This is a genomic window from Intrasporangium sp. Soil_C_50 (assembly GCF_057656595.1).
The window spans coordinates 1-13,020 of record NZ_JBDGKB010000003.1; the positions used below are offsets into that span (position 1 = coordinate 1).

General features: G+C 73.5%; 13 protein-coding genes. 9 read left to right on the plus strand and 4 right to left on the minus strand.

The genetic code is table 11. The features are described from left to right. Window positions 1-241: 241 nt before the first annotated feature. Window positions 242-1,048, minus strand: a complete 807-nt coding sequence (locus AC3A5R_RS09665) for an inositol monophosphatase family protein (protein WP_487620548.1) — start codon at window positions 1,046-1,048, stop codon at window positions 242-244. Between the two features lie 216 nt (window positions 1,049-1,264). On the opposite strand from AC3A5R_RS09665, the gene AC3A5R_RS09670 reads away from it, so the two are divergent. Further along, entirely contained in the window at window positions 1,265-2,581 is a 1,317-nt protein-coding gene (locus tag AC3A5R_RS09670) for a hypothetical protein (protein WP_487620549.1), read from the plus strand. Between the two features lie 91 nt (window positions 2,582-2,672). Here the strand turns inward: AC3A5R_RS09670 and AC3A5R_RS09675 are convergent, their stop codons facing one another. Beyond that, window positions 2,673-4,304 carry a hypothetical protein gene (locus AC3A5R_RS09675; protein WP_487620550.1) on the minus strand — a complete coding sequence of 544 codons (1,632 nt, stop codon included), beginning with the start codon at window positions 4,302-4,304 and terminating at the stop codon, window positions 2,673-2,675. Window positions 4,305-4,779: 475 nt separating this feature from the next. Between AC3A5R_RS09675 and AC3A5R_RS09680 the strand changes: the two genes are divergently transcribed. The 3 genes from AC3A5R_RS09680 to AC3A5R_RS09690 all read left to right on the plus strand — a co-directional run bounded on the left by AC3A5R_RS09680 (window position 4,780) and on the right by AC3A5R_RS09690 (window position 7,723). Beyond that, entirely contained in the window at window positions 4,780-6,009 is a 1,230-nt protein-coding gene (locus AC3A5R_RS09680; protein ID WP_487620551.1) for a GNAT family N-acetyltransferase, read from the plus strand. Window positions 6,010-6,094: 85 nt separating this feature from the next. After that, a complete protein-coding gene (locus tag AC3A5R_RS09685; protein WP_487620552.1) occupies window positions 6,095-6,655 on the plus strand; it encodes an SRPBCC domain-containing protein in 561 nt (186 codons plus the stop codon). A 15-nt stretch (window positions 6,656-6,670) separates the two neighbouring features. Next, window positions 6,671-7,723 carry an NAD(P)H-binding protein gene (locus AC3A5R_RS09690; protein WP_487620553.1) on the plus strand — a complete coding sequence of 351 codons (1,053 nt, stop codon included), beginning with the start codon at window positions 6,671-6,673 and terminating at the stop codon, window positions 7,721-7,723. Here AC3A5R_RS09690 and AC3A5R_RS09695 read toward each other — a convergent pair. Continuing rightward, a complete protein-coding gene (locus AC3A5R_RS09695) occupies window positions 7,708-8,460 on the minus strand; it encodes an SDR family NAD(P)-dependent oxidoreductase (RefSeq protein ID WP_487620554.1) in 753 nt (250 codons plus the stop codon). The two genes, AC3A5R_RS09690 and AC3A5R_RS09695, sit on opposite strands and share 16 nt — an antisense overlap. A 357-nt stretch (window positions 8,461-8,817) precedes the next feature. Here AC3A5R_RS09695 and AC3A5R_RS09700 point away from each other — a divergent pair, with 357 nt between their 5' ends. After that, window positions 8,818-9,210: an antitoxin gene (locus AC3A5R_RS09700; protein WP_487620555.1), complete on the plus strand. Its 393-nt coding sequence runs from the start codon at window positions 8,818-8,820 to the stop codon at window positions 9,208-9,210. Window positions 9,211-9,240: 30 nt separating this feature from the next. On the opposite strand, the gene AC3A5R_RS09705 is transcribed toward AC3A5R_RS09700, so the two are convergent. Beyond that, entirely contained in the window at window positions 9,241-10,191 is a 951-nt protein-coding gene (locus tag AC3A5R_RS09705) for a DUF4097 family beta strand repeat-containing protein (RefSeq protein ID WP_487620556.1), read from the minus strand. A gap of 171 nt (window positions 10,192-10,362) precedes the next feature. Here AC3A5R_RS09705 and AC3A5R_RS09710 point away from each other — a divergent pair, with 171 nt between their 5' ends. The 4 genes from AC3A5R_RS09710 (at window position 10,363) to AC3A5R_RS09725 (ending at window position 12,969) form a co-directional block, all read left to right on the plus strand. Further along, on the plus strand, window positions 10,363-10,779 hold the full coding sequence (locus AC3A5R_RS09710) for an NINE protein (RefSeq protein WP_487620557.1): 417 nt from the start codon (window positions 10,363-10,365) through the stop codon (window positions 10,777-10,779). Window positions 10,780-10,983: 204 nt separating this feature from the next. Then, the gene (locus AC3A5R_RS09715) at window positions 10,984-11,538 is read left to right on the plus strand and encodes a DoxX family membrane protein (RefSeq protein WP_487620558.1); all 555 of its coding nucleotides are present in this window, start codon (window positions 10,984-10,986) and stop codon (window positions 11,536-11,538) included. Between the two features lie 200 nt (window positions 11,539-11,738). Beyond that, the gene (locus AC3A5R_RS09720; RefSeq protein ID WP_487620559.1) at window positions 11,739-12,200 is read left to right on the plus strand and encodes a DUF485 domain-containing protein; all 462 of its coding nucleotides are present in this window, start codon (window positions 11,739-11,741) and stop codon (window positions 12,198-12,200) included. A gap of 40 nt (window positions 12,201-12,240) precedes the next feature. Further along, complete coding sequence (locus AC3A5R_RS09725) at window positions 12,241-12,969, plus strand: dienelactone hydrolase family protein (RefSeq protein WP_487620560.1); 729 nt, start codon at window positions 12,241-12,243, stop codon at window positions 12,967-12,969. Window positions 12,970-13,020 lie beyond the last annotated feature (51 nt).

A 13,020-nucleotide genomic window follows, 5' to 3' on the forward strand; every position in this document is an offset into this window, starting at 1 on the left:
AAGCAGCTCCGCGCAGCCCTGGTCGACTGGGCACAAGACACCCCACGCGCCAACGCCTGGGCCAGCGACACCTACCAACGAGCCCGTCAACGTGGAGCCCGGCACCCACACGCCGCACGAATACTCGCCCAGGGCTGGACCAGGATCCTCTGGCGCTGCTGGCACGACCACGTGCCCTACGACCCCGACCTACACGGACGCTTGGCGGTCCTCCAACAACAGGCCGCTTGACATAGGGCTCTCAGTCGCCGTCGGCGGCGAGCGCCGCGACGACCCGGTCGTAGACGCCCGGTGCGCCGGCCGCCACGAGCCCGGGCGGGGCGGTGTCGCGCGGCGAGTACGCCTCGCCGTCGGCGCGCCCGAGGACGCCCCCGGCTTCGGCGAGCAGGAGCGAGCCCGGTACGTGGTCCCACGGCGCGCCGCGTCCGTAGAGCACGTAGTCGGCGGCGCCCTCGACGAGCTTCGGGTAGTCGATGCCGCACGACACCCACGTCAGCTCGAGCGGCGGGAGGCCCTCGAGGCTGCGCCCGATCCAGGCCCGGCGCGAGGTGCGGCCGCGCAGCCCGTCAGTGCCTTCGGGGCCCGACGCGTCGGGCACCGTCAGCCGCGTCCGGCCGTCGGCGTCGTGACGCCAGGCGCCGGCACCGCGCTCGGCGACGTAGCCGACGAGGTGCTGCGGCTGCCAGATCCACGCCCGGACCGCCTGCCCGTCCACGGTCTCGCTGACCATGACGGCATGGTCGGGCGAGCCGTGGACGAAGTTCTTCGTGCCGTCGACGGGGTCGAGGGTGAACGCGTGCGCGGCGGCGGCGTACCGCTCCATGAGCGACGCGTCGGCAGCGAAGGTCTCCTCACCGAGCACGACGGCGTCGGGGAACGCGGCGACGAGCGCCCGGGTGATGAGCACCTCGGCCTCGCGGTCGGCGTCGGTGACGAGGTCGCCGGGACGCTTCTCGTGGACCTCCCCCTCGGCCAGGGCCCGGAAGCGCGGGTTGACCACCTCGTCGGCGACGTCGCGCAGGAGCGTCAGGATCTCGTCGGTGTCCACGTCAGCAACCTAGCCCCTGCCCGGACGCGTCCGCTGGAGGGCCGCTGGGCACCGGCTGGACGCCCCCTGCCGGCACCATGAGAAGCGGCTGTGAGTTTGATGAAAGCCGTTCTGCAAGAATCAAATCCACCATACCTATCGGCCCGCCGGGCACCTCCTCAGGGCTACATTCCGCCCATCGGGGATCTTCCGAACGAACCCAGGGATGGAGCACACATGAGACTGCGTTCCACAGCATCAGTCCTGGTCGCCGCCGCGTCACTCGTGGTGGCGGCCGGAGCGGCGACGGCGGGCACACCGACCACGTCCGAGCCGCAGGTCATCAGCGACGACGCCCTCAAGGCGGAGTCGGTGACGATGGGCGGCGCCACGGTCCTGCCGACCAGCCGGACCGTCGCACACTGGTACGGCACCCAGACCGACCCGGCCGACGGGAAGACGTACGGCTACAACATGGTCGGCGCCGACCCGCACTCGTGCGCCGGCGCGGCCTGCGACGTGACGGTCCAGGTCGACGTCACGCCGATCAAGGTGGTCATCGGTGGCCGCACCTTCGACGGGAACGACGTGCTCCCCGCGACGCTCGCCTCCCCGCAGTTCGCCACCGGCGACTACGGCGCGACGGCGGCCGCGACCGCGGCCGGCAGCTTCCCCAACGCCCCAGCCCTGGTCAAGGGCCCGGGCGGCGCGCTCTCGCAGGAGGACGCCGGCGTCCCGCTCCAGCTGCAGGACGCGACGATGCGGGCCCAGTTCGACAAGACCGGCACGAGCCCCTACCACCTGCGCCTGCACCCGAACGTCCTCCCGTCCGTGACGATCACGGTGCCGAGCAACCAGGGCGGCCTGCTCCAGAGCGGGCGCGGGGTCGTGTTCGCGAGCGTCGACATCGGCTGGTGGTCCGCGCAGATCAACAACCTCGAGACGAGCGCCGACCCGACGCACCTGCCGCTCTACCTCACCGACGACGTCATGCTCCACGACGGCAAGGCCCTCACCGACTGCTGCGTCATCGGCTACCACGGCACCAAGGCCGCCGGGAACCGCAAGGGCGGCGGCCAGACCCAGGGCAACGCCCCGGTCCAGACGTTCGCGTGGGCCTCGTACGTCAGCCCCGGCCTCTTCGCCCGCCCGAACGGCGGCACCGACTGGGCGCTGCAGGACATCCACGCCATCAGCCACGAGATCGCCGAGTGGGCCGACGACCCGTTCGTCAACAACGGCGTCGAGCCGTGGCTGACGCCGACGGCACCGCAGTACGGGTGCACCTCGGTGCTCGAGACCGGTGACCCGGTCGTCGGCATCGGCTTCGCCCAGGGCACGAACACCTTCCGCCAGGGCCCCAACCCCAACGGCAGCCAGAGCGCCGACGGGGCCTACCACCCCGAGGACGAGGCGCTCTTCCCGTGGTTCCTGCGCCTGCCGAAGAACGCGACCGGTTCGGAGCCGACGCAGAGCGGGTCGGGCGGTCGCTACACCTTCATGGGTGACCTCAACCCGTTCCCGGGCTTCCGCCAGCCGGCCACCGGCTGCTGACGCTCCCGGCTCGCCCGGCAGCCCGTCCCGACGCCCACCCCCGCCTTCGCGCGGGGGTGGGCGTCGGCGCGTGGGCCCCGCTGCAGGAGCGTCAGGCCCGCCCGCCGTCGGGACGCAGGTGCTCGGGCAGCCCCAGCCAGTAGCCGAGGATGCCGCGGGCCACGCCGTCGGGGCCCGGACGCGTCGCCGGGTCGAGCGCCGGTGGGACGAGTGCCGCGGCGTCGAGTGCTGACGGCTCGAGGGGCAGGGCGTCGGCCAGGGCTTGGAGCAGGTCGTAGCGCCCACGCATGCCGAGGGCGTAGACGAGGCTGCGGACGTGGTCGTTGTCGTCGTGGCCCGAGCCGGTCGCCATGACCTCGGCCACGCGGAGGGCGACCGCGCGGTCGCGGGCGTCCCGCCGGGTCGAGTGCGTCTCCGCCGTGTTGCCGAGGACGTACCCGGCGGTCGTCGCGACGTCGGTCGGGGTGCCGATGCCGAGGGTCACCCGCTCGAAGAGGTCGAGGTCTTCCGGCTGCCCGAGCCACGACAGTATGGTCAGGCTCTCGTGAGCGGCGACGACGTCCTTGCGCTCGAGGGCCTCGGCCAGCGCGCGGGCCTGCACCCGCCCGACGACGCGGGCCTGCGGCGAGATCATGAGGATGCCGAGCGCCGAGCCCCGCTCCCCTTCGTCGGTGGACCCGAGGGCGGTCTCGAGCAGGTGCATGAGCACCGGCTCCTCGATCGCCTCGCGCCCACCGGCGTCCTCGAGCTCGGCCCGGATGCGCTTGATGGACGTGCGGAACGCGTCGGTGCTGATGGCCCGGCCGTCGCGGACGATCGAGGCGGCCACCCGCCGGTCCTCGGCGGTCAGCACCGTCGCGAGGCGGGGTGCGCCGATGCCCAGCGCGCGGACGAGGTTCGCGGCACCACGGTGCACGCGGTAGGGCAGGTCGGGGTCACGAAGGTGCTCCACCGCCAGGCGGGCGGCCTCGAGCCTGACCTCGCCGTCCAGCCGCCGTCCCTGCACGAGCGTCGTCAGCACGATGAGGCAGGCGCGCAGGACGCTCGGGTTCGTCGGCCGACGCAGCTGGTCGAGGACGACCGACACCGCCTCCGGGTGGTCGGTGTGGTGCAGCATGCCGAGCGGGTCGTTGTAGAACTGCGCGTCCGGGCGTGCCGTCACCTCCGCGGCCATGGCGGCCACGACCGGCCCGCTGCGCGCGTGTCCGACGAGCCGCGCCAGTGCCTCGGACCGCTGGGCGTAGCCGATGCCCAGGCCGAGGCTCGTCTCCTCGAGCAGGCGGCGCAGCAGCGCCTCCCAGTCGCGGTCGCGCACGAGCGGCCGCCCGATCCGGCCGAGGGCGTCGGTGAGCTCGTCCCAGTCGAGACCCGTCAGGCGGTCCTCGGACAGGGCCCGCTCGAGGAGCAGCAGGACGCGGTCGGTGTCGGGCTCCTCGGTGCGCGAGAGGACGGCGACCGACCGGACCGGGCTGCGGGCCCGGCCGAACAGGTCGACGGCCGTGAGCAGCGTGCCCTCGTCGAGGTCGAGCACCTGCTCGTAGCGCCGCACGAGCTGACGCGTGACGACCACGTGGCCGCGCTCCCAGCGTCCGACCTGGGCCCGGTGCACGGGGGTGGCAACGCCGTCGCCCTGCGCGAAGCCTGCAGCGCTGCGCAGGGCCGGGTCCGCGGCGTTCAGCCGCGCGTTCCGCAGCACCCACTGGATCTGGTCGATGAGCTGCATCACTCAGGCCCTACCCGGGGAGGCAGGCACATATCGGGCGGTGACAGGGGCCTCGTTGCACGAGGACATCGGGCGCGCAACGTCCGCCTTCGGAATCCGAACCTGTTCGTAGGGTGGCGCGCACAGGGGGCCGGGCGGACACGGAGCGGCAGTCTGGGGGCAGCTCCGTGCCCCGCCCGGGCACGACGGGAGCCGAGGACCCCGGCCACCTCCTCGGGGCACGCTCGTGCGGACCCACGGCGACCCCTGCATCGCAACTCCCCTCGACCAGCGCGGCGCTCCACCAGGAGGTGCGCGTCTCCCCCGAGTTGCGAAGGACAAATGGCCGCGCAACGCGCGTTTGCCCTCTTACCCCTGTGGGTACGGTAGGCCCCGGAACGCAGCCTGTGGAGGGGAAGCGGGCCTTTTGGACCGGGAGCCGGAGAGATTCGGCTCCCGGTCTTCCCGTGTCCCCGCGGGCTGGCAGGGTGGGCGTGTGACCCCCGCGCAGCCGCCCACCGCCGCCTCCGTGTCGGCTCCGACCCTCACCGACGGCGTCGTGACGCTGAGAGTGCACACGGAGGCCGACGCCGACGCGGTCGTCGAGCAGTCGGCCGACGCCGACAGCCAGCGGTGGACGACCGTCCCCCGTCCGTACGGCCGCGACGACGCCCTCGGCTGGATCGAGGGCAACCGGGCCGCGTGGCGCACCCCCGACGGCACCCGCACGTGGGCCATCGACTGGGTCGACCCGCATGACCCGCACGGCCGCCCGCGGTTCGGCGGCAGCATCGACCTGCGACCGATGGTGCGCCCGGCCGTCGGCGAGCTCGGCTTCGGCCTGCACCCCGACGCCCGCGGCCACGGGGTCATGGCCCGCGCGGTCCGCCTCGTGCTCGCCCACGCCTTCGCCGAGGGCGGGTGGGGGCAGCCCCTGGCCCGCGTGCACTGGCGTGCCGTGCGCGGCAACTGGGGCTCGCGACGCGTCGCGTGGGCCACCGGGTTCACGCCGCACGGCACGCTCCCCGACAGCCACCCCGACCCGACCCGCGAGTCCGCCGCGCTCGACACGTGGACCGCGAGCATCGGGCCCGACGACGCCACGACGCCGGCGGCGCCCTGGTTCGAGCCGCCCGTCGTCGAGGCGCCCGAGGCCGGGCTCCGGCTGCGGCCCTGGCGGCCCGAGGACGCCGACGCCATCGAGCCGCGCGACGCCGACCCGACGCACTGGATGCCGAAGCGTTCGGTGCTGTCCACCGCGACGTTCCCGCTGTGGCTGCTCGTGCGCCGGGAGCGGATGGCCGAGGGCTCGGCGGTCGAGTGGTGCATCGCCGACGCCGACACGGACCGCGCGCTCGGCGGGGTCACGGTGTTCTCCCGCGTCGGTCCCCTGACGGGCGACGCCGGGGAGCTCGGCTACCAGCTGTTCCCGAGCGCGCGGGGCCGGGGCGTGGCCAAGAGCGCCGCGCTGCTCGCCACCGCGCACGCCTTCCGGCCGCGCGAGGAGGGCGGGCTCGGGCTGCGCCGGCTCGTCGGCGAGACCGCCGCCGACAACGAGGCGAGCAACGCGGTGCTGCGGGCCACGGGGTTCACTCCCTGGGGTCGCGAGCGCGCCGTCGACGTGCTCGCCGACGGCTCCTACGGCGACGGCCTCCACTGGGACCTCTTCCGCGACGACTGGCTCGCCCGGGCCGGCGACCGGCCGGTCAACCAGTCCCGCGGGTAGTCGTCGGGTAGTCGTCAGGTAGTCGTCAGGGGCGGGCGCGGGTATGTGGGGTGAGACCACCCCCGACCTGCCGAAGGAGGATGCCGTGAGGCTGCGCCACGACCAGGAGCTCGACGCACCGGCCGACCTCGTGTGGGAGCACTTCATGGACCTGCGCCGGATCGGTCGCTGCTTCCCGGGTGCCGAGGTCACCGAGGTCGACGGCGACGCGTTCGTCGGCCAGATCCGCGCCCGGCTCGGGCCGTTGTCGGTGTGGTTCGACGGGACCGGGTCGATGACCGAGCGCGACGCGTCCGCCCGGCGGGCGCGCCTCGAGGCCACCGGGCACGAGCGGCACGGGTTCGGGAAGGCGACCATCGGCGTCACGCTGACGCTGCACCCGCTCACGGCCGACCGCACCCGGGCCCGGCTCGACACCGCGCTCGACTTCTACGGGATGCCGCTCGACGTCGGCCGCGGCCTCGTCCAGCGCGCGTCCGACCCGCTCGTCGAGCGGTTCCTCACGAACATGACGCGCACGGGTGACGCGGCCGATGACGGAGCGGGCGACGCGACCGACGACGACTCCGGCCCGCTCGACCTCGTGCGCACCGCGGGCGACCTGCTCGGCTCGTTCCGTCGCGACGGCCGGCGTCGGCGGCGCTGAGGACACCTGCTGACCATGAACGTGACACTGCGGGTGGCCGTCCTCGGGGCCGGCGGGTACGTCGGCTCGCGGCTCGTCCCCGAGCTGCTCGCGCGGGGCCACGAGGTCGTCGCGCTGCACCGGCGGGCCGTGCCGCAGCGGTTCCCGTGGACCGACGCCGTCGAGTGGCGCCGGGCCGACGTCCAGGACGAGGACCAGGTCGTCGCGGCGCTCGAGGGCGTCGACGCCGTGTGCCACCTCGTGCACGGCCTCGACGACGCCGACTTCCTCCGGCTCGACCGGCAGGCCGCCGACAACGTCGCCTACGCCACCGGACGCGTCGGGGCCGGGCGGCTCGTCTACCTGTCCGGGATCGTGCCCGACCTCCCGGTCGAGGAGCTGTCCGAGCACCTCCTGTCGCGCCTCGAGGTGGAGCAGGTGCTCGCCGGGGCCGACGCGTCGGTGCTGACCCTGCGCGCCTCGATGGTCATCGGCGCCGGGTCGACGAGCTTCGAGGTGATGCGCCAGACCTCGCACCGGCTACCCGTCGTGCAGACCGTGCCGGCGTGGATGCGCGGCTCGGTCATCCAGCCGGTCGCCGTGGCCGATGCCGTGTGGTTCCTCGCCGAGGCGCTCGAGCGGCCCGACGTCACCGGCTGGCTCGACCTCGTCGGGCCCGAGCGGCTCAGCTACGTCGACCTGCTGCGGACGTACGCGTCGCAGGCCCGGCTCGTGCGCGTGCAGGTGCCGCTGTGGCTCGCGCCGGTGGACGCGGTGGCCCGCCTGGCCGGCGTGCTCGTCGACGTGCCGAGCCGCACCGTCGAGTCGCTCGTGCCGAGCCTCGGGCACGACATGGTCGGCACGCGCGACGCCGCGACGGTGCTCGGCGAGCCCCCGCACGGCCGGCTCACGGTCGCCGACGCGATCCGGCGCGCGCTCGCCCAGCCGGCCGACGCGTCGGGGATCGACCGGGCGGACGGGGCCGCGGTCGGCGGCGACCCCCAGCGCCCGGCGGACGGCGACCCCGACTGGTCACGCCACCGTTCGGTGCTCGCGTGGGTGCGAACGCTCGCTCAGCGGGCGATGTAGCCACCGTCGATGTAGAGCTCGAGGCCGGTGACGAACGCGGCGTCGTCGCCGGCGAGGTAGGCCACGCCTGCAGCGATCTCCTCCGGTCGCCCGAGCCGGCCCATCGGCGTCAGGTCGATCATGGTCTGCTCGAACGGCGTGCCCCTCGCCTGGTCGAGGATCGGGGTGTCGATGAACCCGGGGTGGATCGAGTTGACCCGCACGCCCTCGGACGCCCAGTGCAACGCGACGTTCTTCGTCAGCGTCCGCACCGCACCCTTGGCCGCGTGGTAGGCCGGCGAGGTGCCGAAGCCGCCGCTCGTGCCGAAGATCGAGCTGATGTTGACGACCGAGCCGTGGCCCGATGCCTTCAGGTGCGGCGCCGCGGTCCGCATCCCGAGGAAGACACCGGTCAGGTCGATGCCGATGGTGCGCTGCCAGTCCCCGAGGCTCGTGTCCTCGATCGTGGCGAGGTCGCCCAGCCCGGCGTTGTTGACGAGCACGTCGATGCCGCCGAACTCCTCGACGGCCTTGGCGCACGCGGCCTCCCAGTCGGCCTCGCTCGTGACGTCGTGCTTGACGAAGGCGGCGCGGCCACCGCCGTCGCGGATCTGCATCGCGGTCGCCTCACCCCCGTCGACGTTGATGTCGGTGACGAGCACCGCCGCGCCTTCGTCGGCGAGCCGCAGGGCCGTGGCCCGGCCGATGCCGCTCGCCGCGCCGGTGACGAGGGCGACACGTCCTTCGAGTCGCTTCATCGTGATCACTTCGATTCCTGGAAGGGGTGGAGCAGGGCGCCGCAGGATGCACCCCTGCCCCACCACTGTCTGCCCGGGCAGCCTTGCGGCGCAGTTCTGCCGGTCACACCGGAGCACGAAGTGACAGACGAGACACCGTCGTCGGGGCGGGCACCGGCACGGGCACCGACACGGGCACCGACACGGGCACCGACACGGGCACCGACACGTCGGGGTCGGGTCAGGGTCGACTCCGGGCCGACCCCGGTTGCGCGGGACGGCCTCGCCGATGGACGCTGGCAGCAGAGAGCAGGGCAACCGGCCCGGCTCTGGGAATCCATGACGAACCCATGACCGCAAACCACCCGAGGAGGCACCGTGTCGTTCGGTGACCAGATGAAGCACAAGGCCGAGGAGGTCCACCTCCAGGCCAAGGCGAAGGACTTCGGCGACGCCGTGGCGGAGATGCTCAAGACGGCCGCCTCGATCGCCGCGAACTACGCCAAGGACAACCGCGAGAAGGTCGACGGAGCGCTCGACAAGGTCGAGGGCACCATCGAGGAGAAGACGAACGGCAAGCACACCGACACCGTCACCAAGGTGCGTGCCAGCGTCGACAAGGGCATCGACAAGCTCGTCGAGAAGAACGCGCCGCACGGCACGTCCGCCCCGACGCCGGGTGCGACGCCGGGTGCGACGCCCGGCTCGACGGTGCCGGACGACACCTTCTCCGCGTTCGACGACGACGCCCCCGCCGGCTCCCCGTCCTGACGCCGGGGCCGCCGTCGACGGGTCGACGGGTCAGCGGTAGCGGACCTCGATGTCGCCGGACCCGGTGCGGACGGTGACGTGGTCCGTGGCCGTCTGGCTGCGCGACACACCCACCTCGGTGTCACCGGAGCCGGTCGTGGCCGAGACGTCGTACATCCCCGCCGGCAGGCGCAGCGACGCGTCGCCCGAGCCGGTCTGCACGCGCACGGCGTCCGCGGCCGAGGAGAAGTCGAGGTCGACGTCGCCGCTGCCCGTCTTGGCCGTGACGTCGGCCCGGCCGAGCCCCGAGCCCTCGACGTCTCCCGATCCCGTCTCGAGGCTCAGCGCTCCGGTGACGTCGCGGGCCGACACGTCGCCGGAGCCGGACGTGGCCCGCGTCGCGCCGAGGGAGCCGGCCACGGTGACGTCGCCGGAGCCCGTCTCGACGGTCACGGCGGTGCCGTCGGGGACGGTGATGAGGTGGTCGACGGATCCCCAGCCGAGGAAGCCGCCGCAGTCCCCGTCGACGACGAGCGTGTCGCCGGACCACGAGGGCCTCGGGGCGTTCCCGCCCGGGCACCGGGTGTCGGTGACGACGCCCACGGACCCGGCCGCGCCGCCGCCCCGGACCTCGATGTCGTTGGCCCCGCCGCGGATCGTCAGCGTGCCGGGGACCCGCTGGAAGGACTCCGACGTGGTGTGCGAGCCCTCCCCGGAGAGCGCGTCCCCGGAGACGGCCGCCACGCCGGCCATGAGCAGCAGCGCCGCACCCAGGCCGGCGAGCAGCCAGGACCGCCTCGCCGGCGAGGTGCGAGGAGGCCGGGGTTCCGGCGAACCCGGCGACGGGGTGCGCTCGCCCGGTTCGAGCGTCGGTCGCAGCCACGCGTCGCCGTACGCCTCACCCCGGGGCTCGTCGCCGGGGACCCGGTCGTCGGGCACGGGCGGGCCGGCGGCTGGCGTCGGGTGCTGGCCGTAGCCGCGGACCGGCTCGTCGGAGGTCACCCGATCACGGTACGAGCCCGGGCCGCCGCGGCGCCATGACGTTTGGCACCCGTCCGGGGTGCCAGGGGTCCCTGTCCCGGCGCTGGACCATCGGTCATGCTGGCCGGAGGTCGACGCCCACGGTCAACGCACCAGCTCAACGCACACAGGTCAACGCACACGGAGGTCGTCATGAGCCAACCACCCACCGAGGGATTCACCCCAGAGCCGCCGCGCGAGATCCCCGCCGGCTGGTACCCCGACCCGGAGGGCAAGCCGCAGTCGCGCTACTGGGACGGCGACTCGTGGACCGACCAGGTCGGTCCGGCACTCCCCCAGGCCGCGCCGCCGGCGCAGCCGATGATCCAGCGCGTCGAGTTCGACGCCGAGGGCCGGCCCGTCAGCGACCGGTCGCGCCTCGCCGCGACCCTGCTCTGCTTCTTCCTCGGGGTCTTCGGTGTGCACCGCTTCTACGTCGGCAAGGTCGGCACCGGGGTGCTCCAGATCGTGACGTTCGGCGGCTTCGGCATCTGGGCCCTCGTCGACCTCGTCCTCATCATCGTCGGTGCGTTCCGCGACAAGGAGGAGCGTCTCCTCGTCAACTGGTGACGTGGGAGGAGCCCCGGATCACTCGATCCGCCGACTTCGGTTGCGTGTCAAGCGAATTCCTTTCGTGAACAACCGTGCCCGAATTGCGGACGTACGCCCCGCTACGGGATGGGTACCGCGACTCAAACGGCGGCCCGGGCGTATCTGCAGCGGGTGCCGGCCTTCTGAGGTCTCGACAGCTTCGACCTCACAGGAGACACCACCATGTCGCAGATCGCCGTCGACCGACCCGGTCGCCGCACCCACCCCCGCCCCGACGCCACCGGCATCGGGGGCGCCGTCACCGGCACGGTGGGCACCGCCATCACCATCGTCACCGCCGGCGTCGACCGCCTCCAGGCCTTCCTGGTCCGGTACAGCCTGCAGATCCTCCGCGTCAGCCTCGGCCTCGTCTTCCTCGGCTTCGGCGTCCTGAAGTTCTTCCCGGGCCTGAGCCCGGCGGAGGCCATCGCCTCGGCCACGGTCGACCGGCTCACCCTCGGGCTCGTGTCGGGCCACGCCGCCGTCCTGCTCACCGCCGTCACCGAGACGGTGATCGGGCTGACGCTCGTCAGCGGCAAGTTCCTCCGCGTCGGCATCGTCGTCCTCGGGGGCGCGCTCATCGGCATCATGTCGCCGCTCGCGCTCTTCACGGCCGACCTGTTCCCGCACGGCCCGACGCTCATGGGTCAGTACGTCCTCAAGGACATCGTCCTCGCCGCCTCGGCGCTCGTCGTCTGCGCGTACGCCCTCGGCGCCCGCCTGACGCCGCGTGACTGAACGCCACGCGACCGAATGCCGCGCGACCGAACACCCTGACCCGCGGCTGATCTGCGAGTGAACACCCGCGCCCCCGCCGCGGCCGGCCACCAGGCCGGTCGCGGCGGGCGCACCAACTACGCGAAAACCCCACCGCCATCCCGTCGCCCGGAGGATCCTGCAGAGCAGGAACCCGGCGACCGTCGGACGAAGGACACACCATGACCGCCATCCCCGTGCCCCACACCGGCACCCCTGCCGGGCTCCACACCTCCGACGGCCCGTCCGACCACCGTCCCTTCGCGGGCCGGCCCGACCCGGGCGTGCGCACCCACCGCTTCCCGGCCGCGACCTACCTGTGCCGCGAGGTCGCCCGCGACGAGCGCGCCTTCGCACTCGCCGAGCTCGCCGCGTCCGGACGCCGCGCCAGCCGTCGCGTCGGGGCGCTCTGCGTCGTCGTGGGCATCGCGTTCGTCGCGATGCTCGTGCTCCTGTCCACCGGACGCGTCTCGGACACCCTCGGCGTCGCCCTCCTCGTCGGCATCGGGGCCGTCATGGTCATCGCCATCGTCGGGCTCGTCGTGGTGCTGCGACGGCACGAGCGCGAGTACGACCGGCTCGCCGACCGCGTCCGGCGGTACGAGGCGCGCCTGCTCGAGCTGCGGGCCGCCCGACGACGCTGAATCCCCCTGCGGCGCCCCCGCGTGGGTGAGGATGGCGAGCATGACCGACACCGCCGCGACCGCGACCGACGTGACCGTCCCGACCGACACCGGCGACGTGCCGACCCGCCTCTGGCTCCCGCCGGCCGGTGACGGACCGGGCATCGTCCTGCTCCAGGAGATCTTCGGCGTCAGCGCCTACGTCCGCCGCCGCGCCGCCGACCTGGCCGCACTCGGCTACGTCGTCGCCGCCCCGGAGATCTTCTGGCGGCTCGGGGTCACCGAGCCGGTCGAGGGCCCCGACGCCCTCCAGGAGGGGATGGGCCTCGTGCAGCGGCTCGACTGGCAGCAGGCCGTGCTCGACGCGTCGGCCACCGTCGAGTGGCTGCGGGACCGCGACGAGGTGACCGGCGGCGTCGGCGTCGTCGGGTTCTGCTTCGGTGGTGGGCTCGGGTTCAACGTCGCGGCACACCTCGAGTCCGAGGGCGCGACGCCGGTGGACGCGCTCGTCAGCTACTACGGGTCGGCGCTGCCCGGGCTGCACGACGTCATGACGGTGTCGGCGCCGAGCCTGCACCACTTCGGCCTCGCCGACTCCTTCATCGACACCGACACCGTGCGGCGCATCGAGGCCTCGCTCGAGAAGGAGCCGCGGACCGTCATCGTCACCTACCCGGGCGCCGACCACGCCTTCGACAACGACGACATGCCGTGGTTCCACGCCGGCGCCTCGGGCGAGGCGTGGGCCCGCACCGAGGAGTTCCTCGGCGAGCAGCTGCCCACCGACTGACGAGAAGAGCCTGACGAAGATTTTCCTGACGGCCGTGTCGAACCCGTCGGC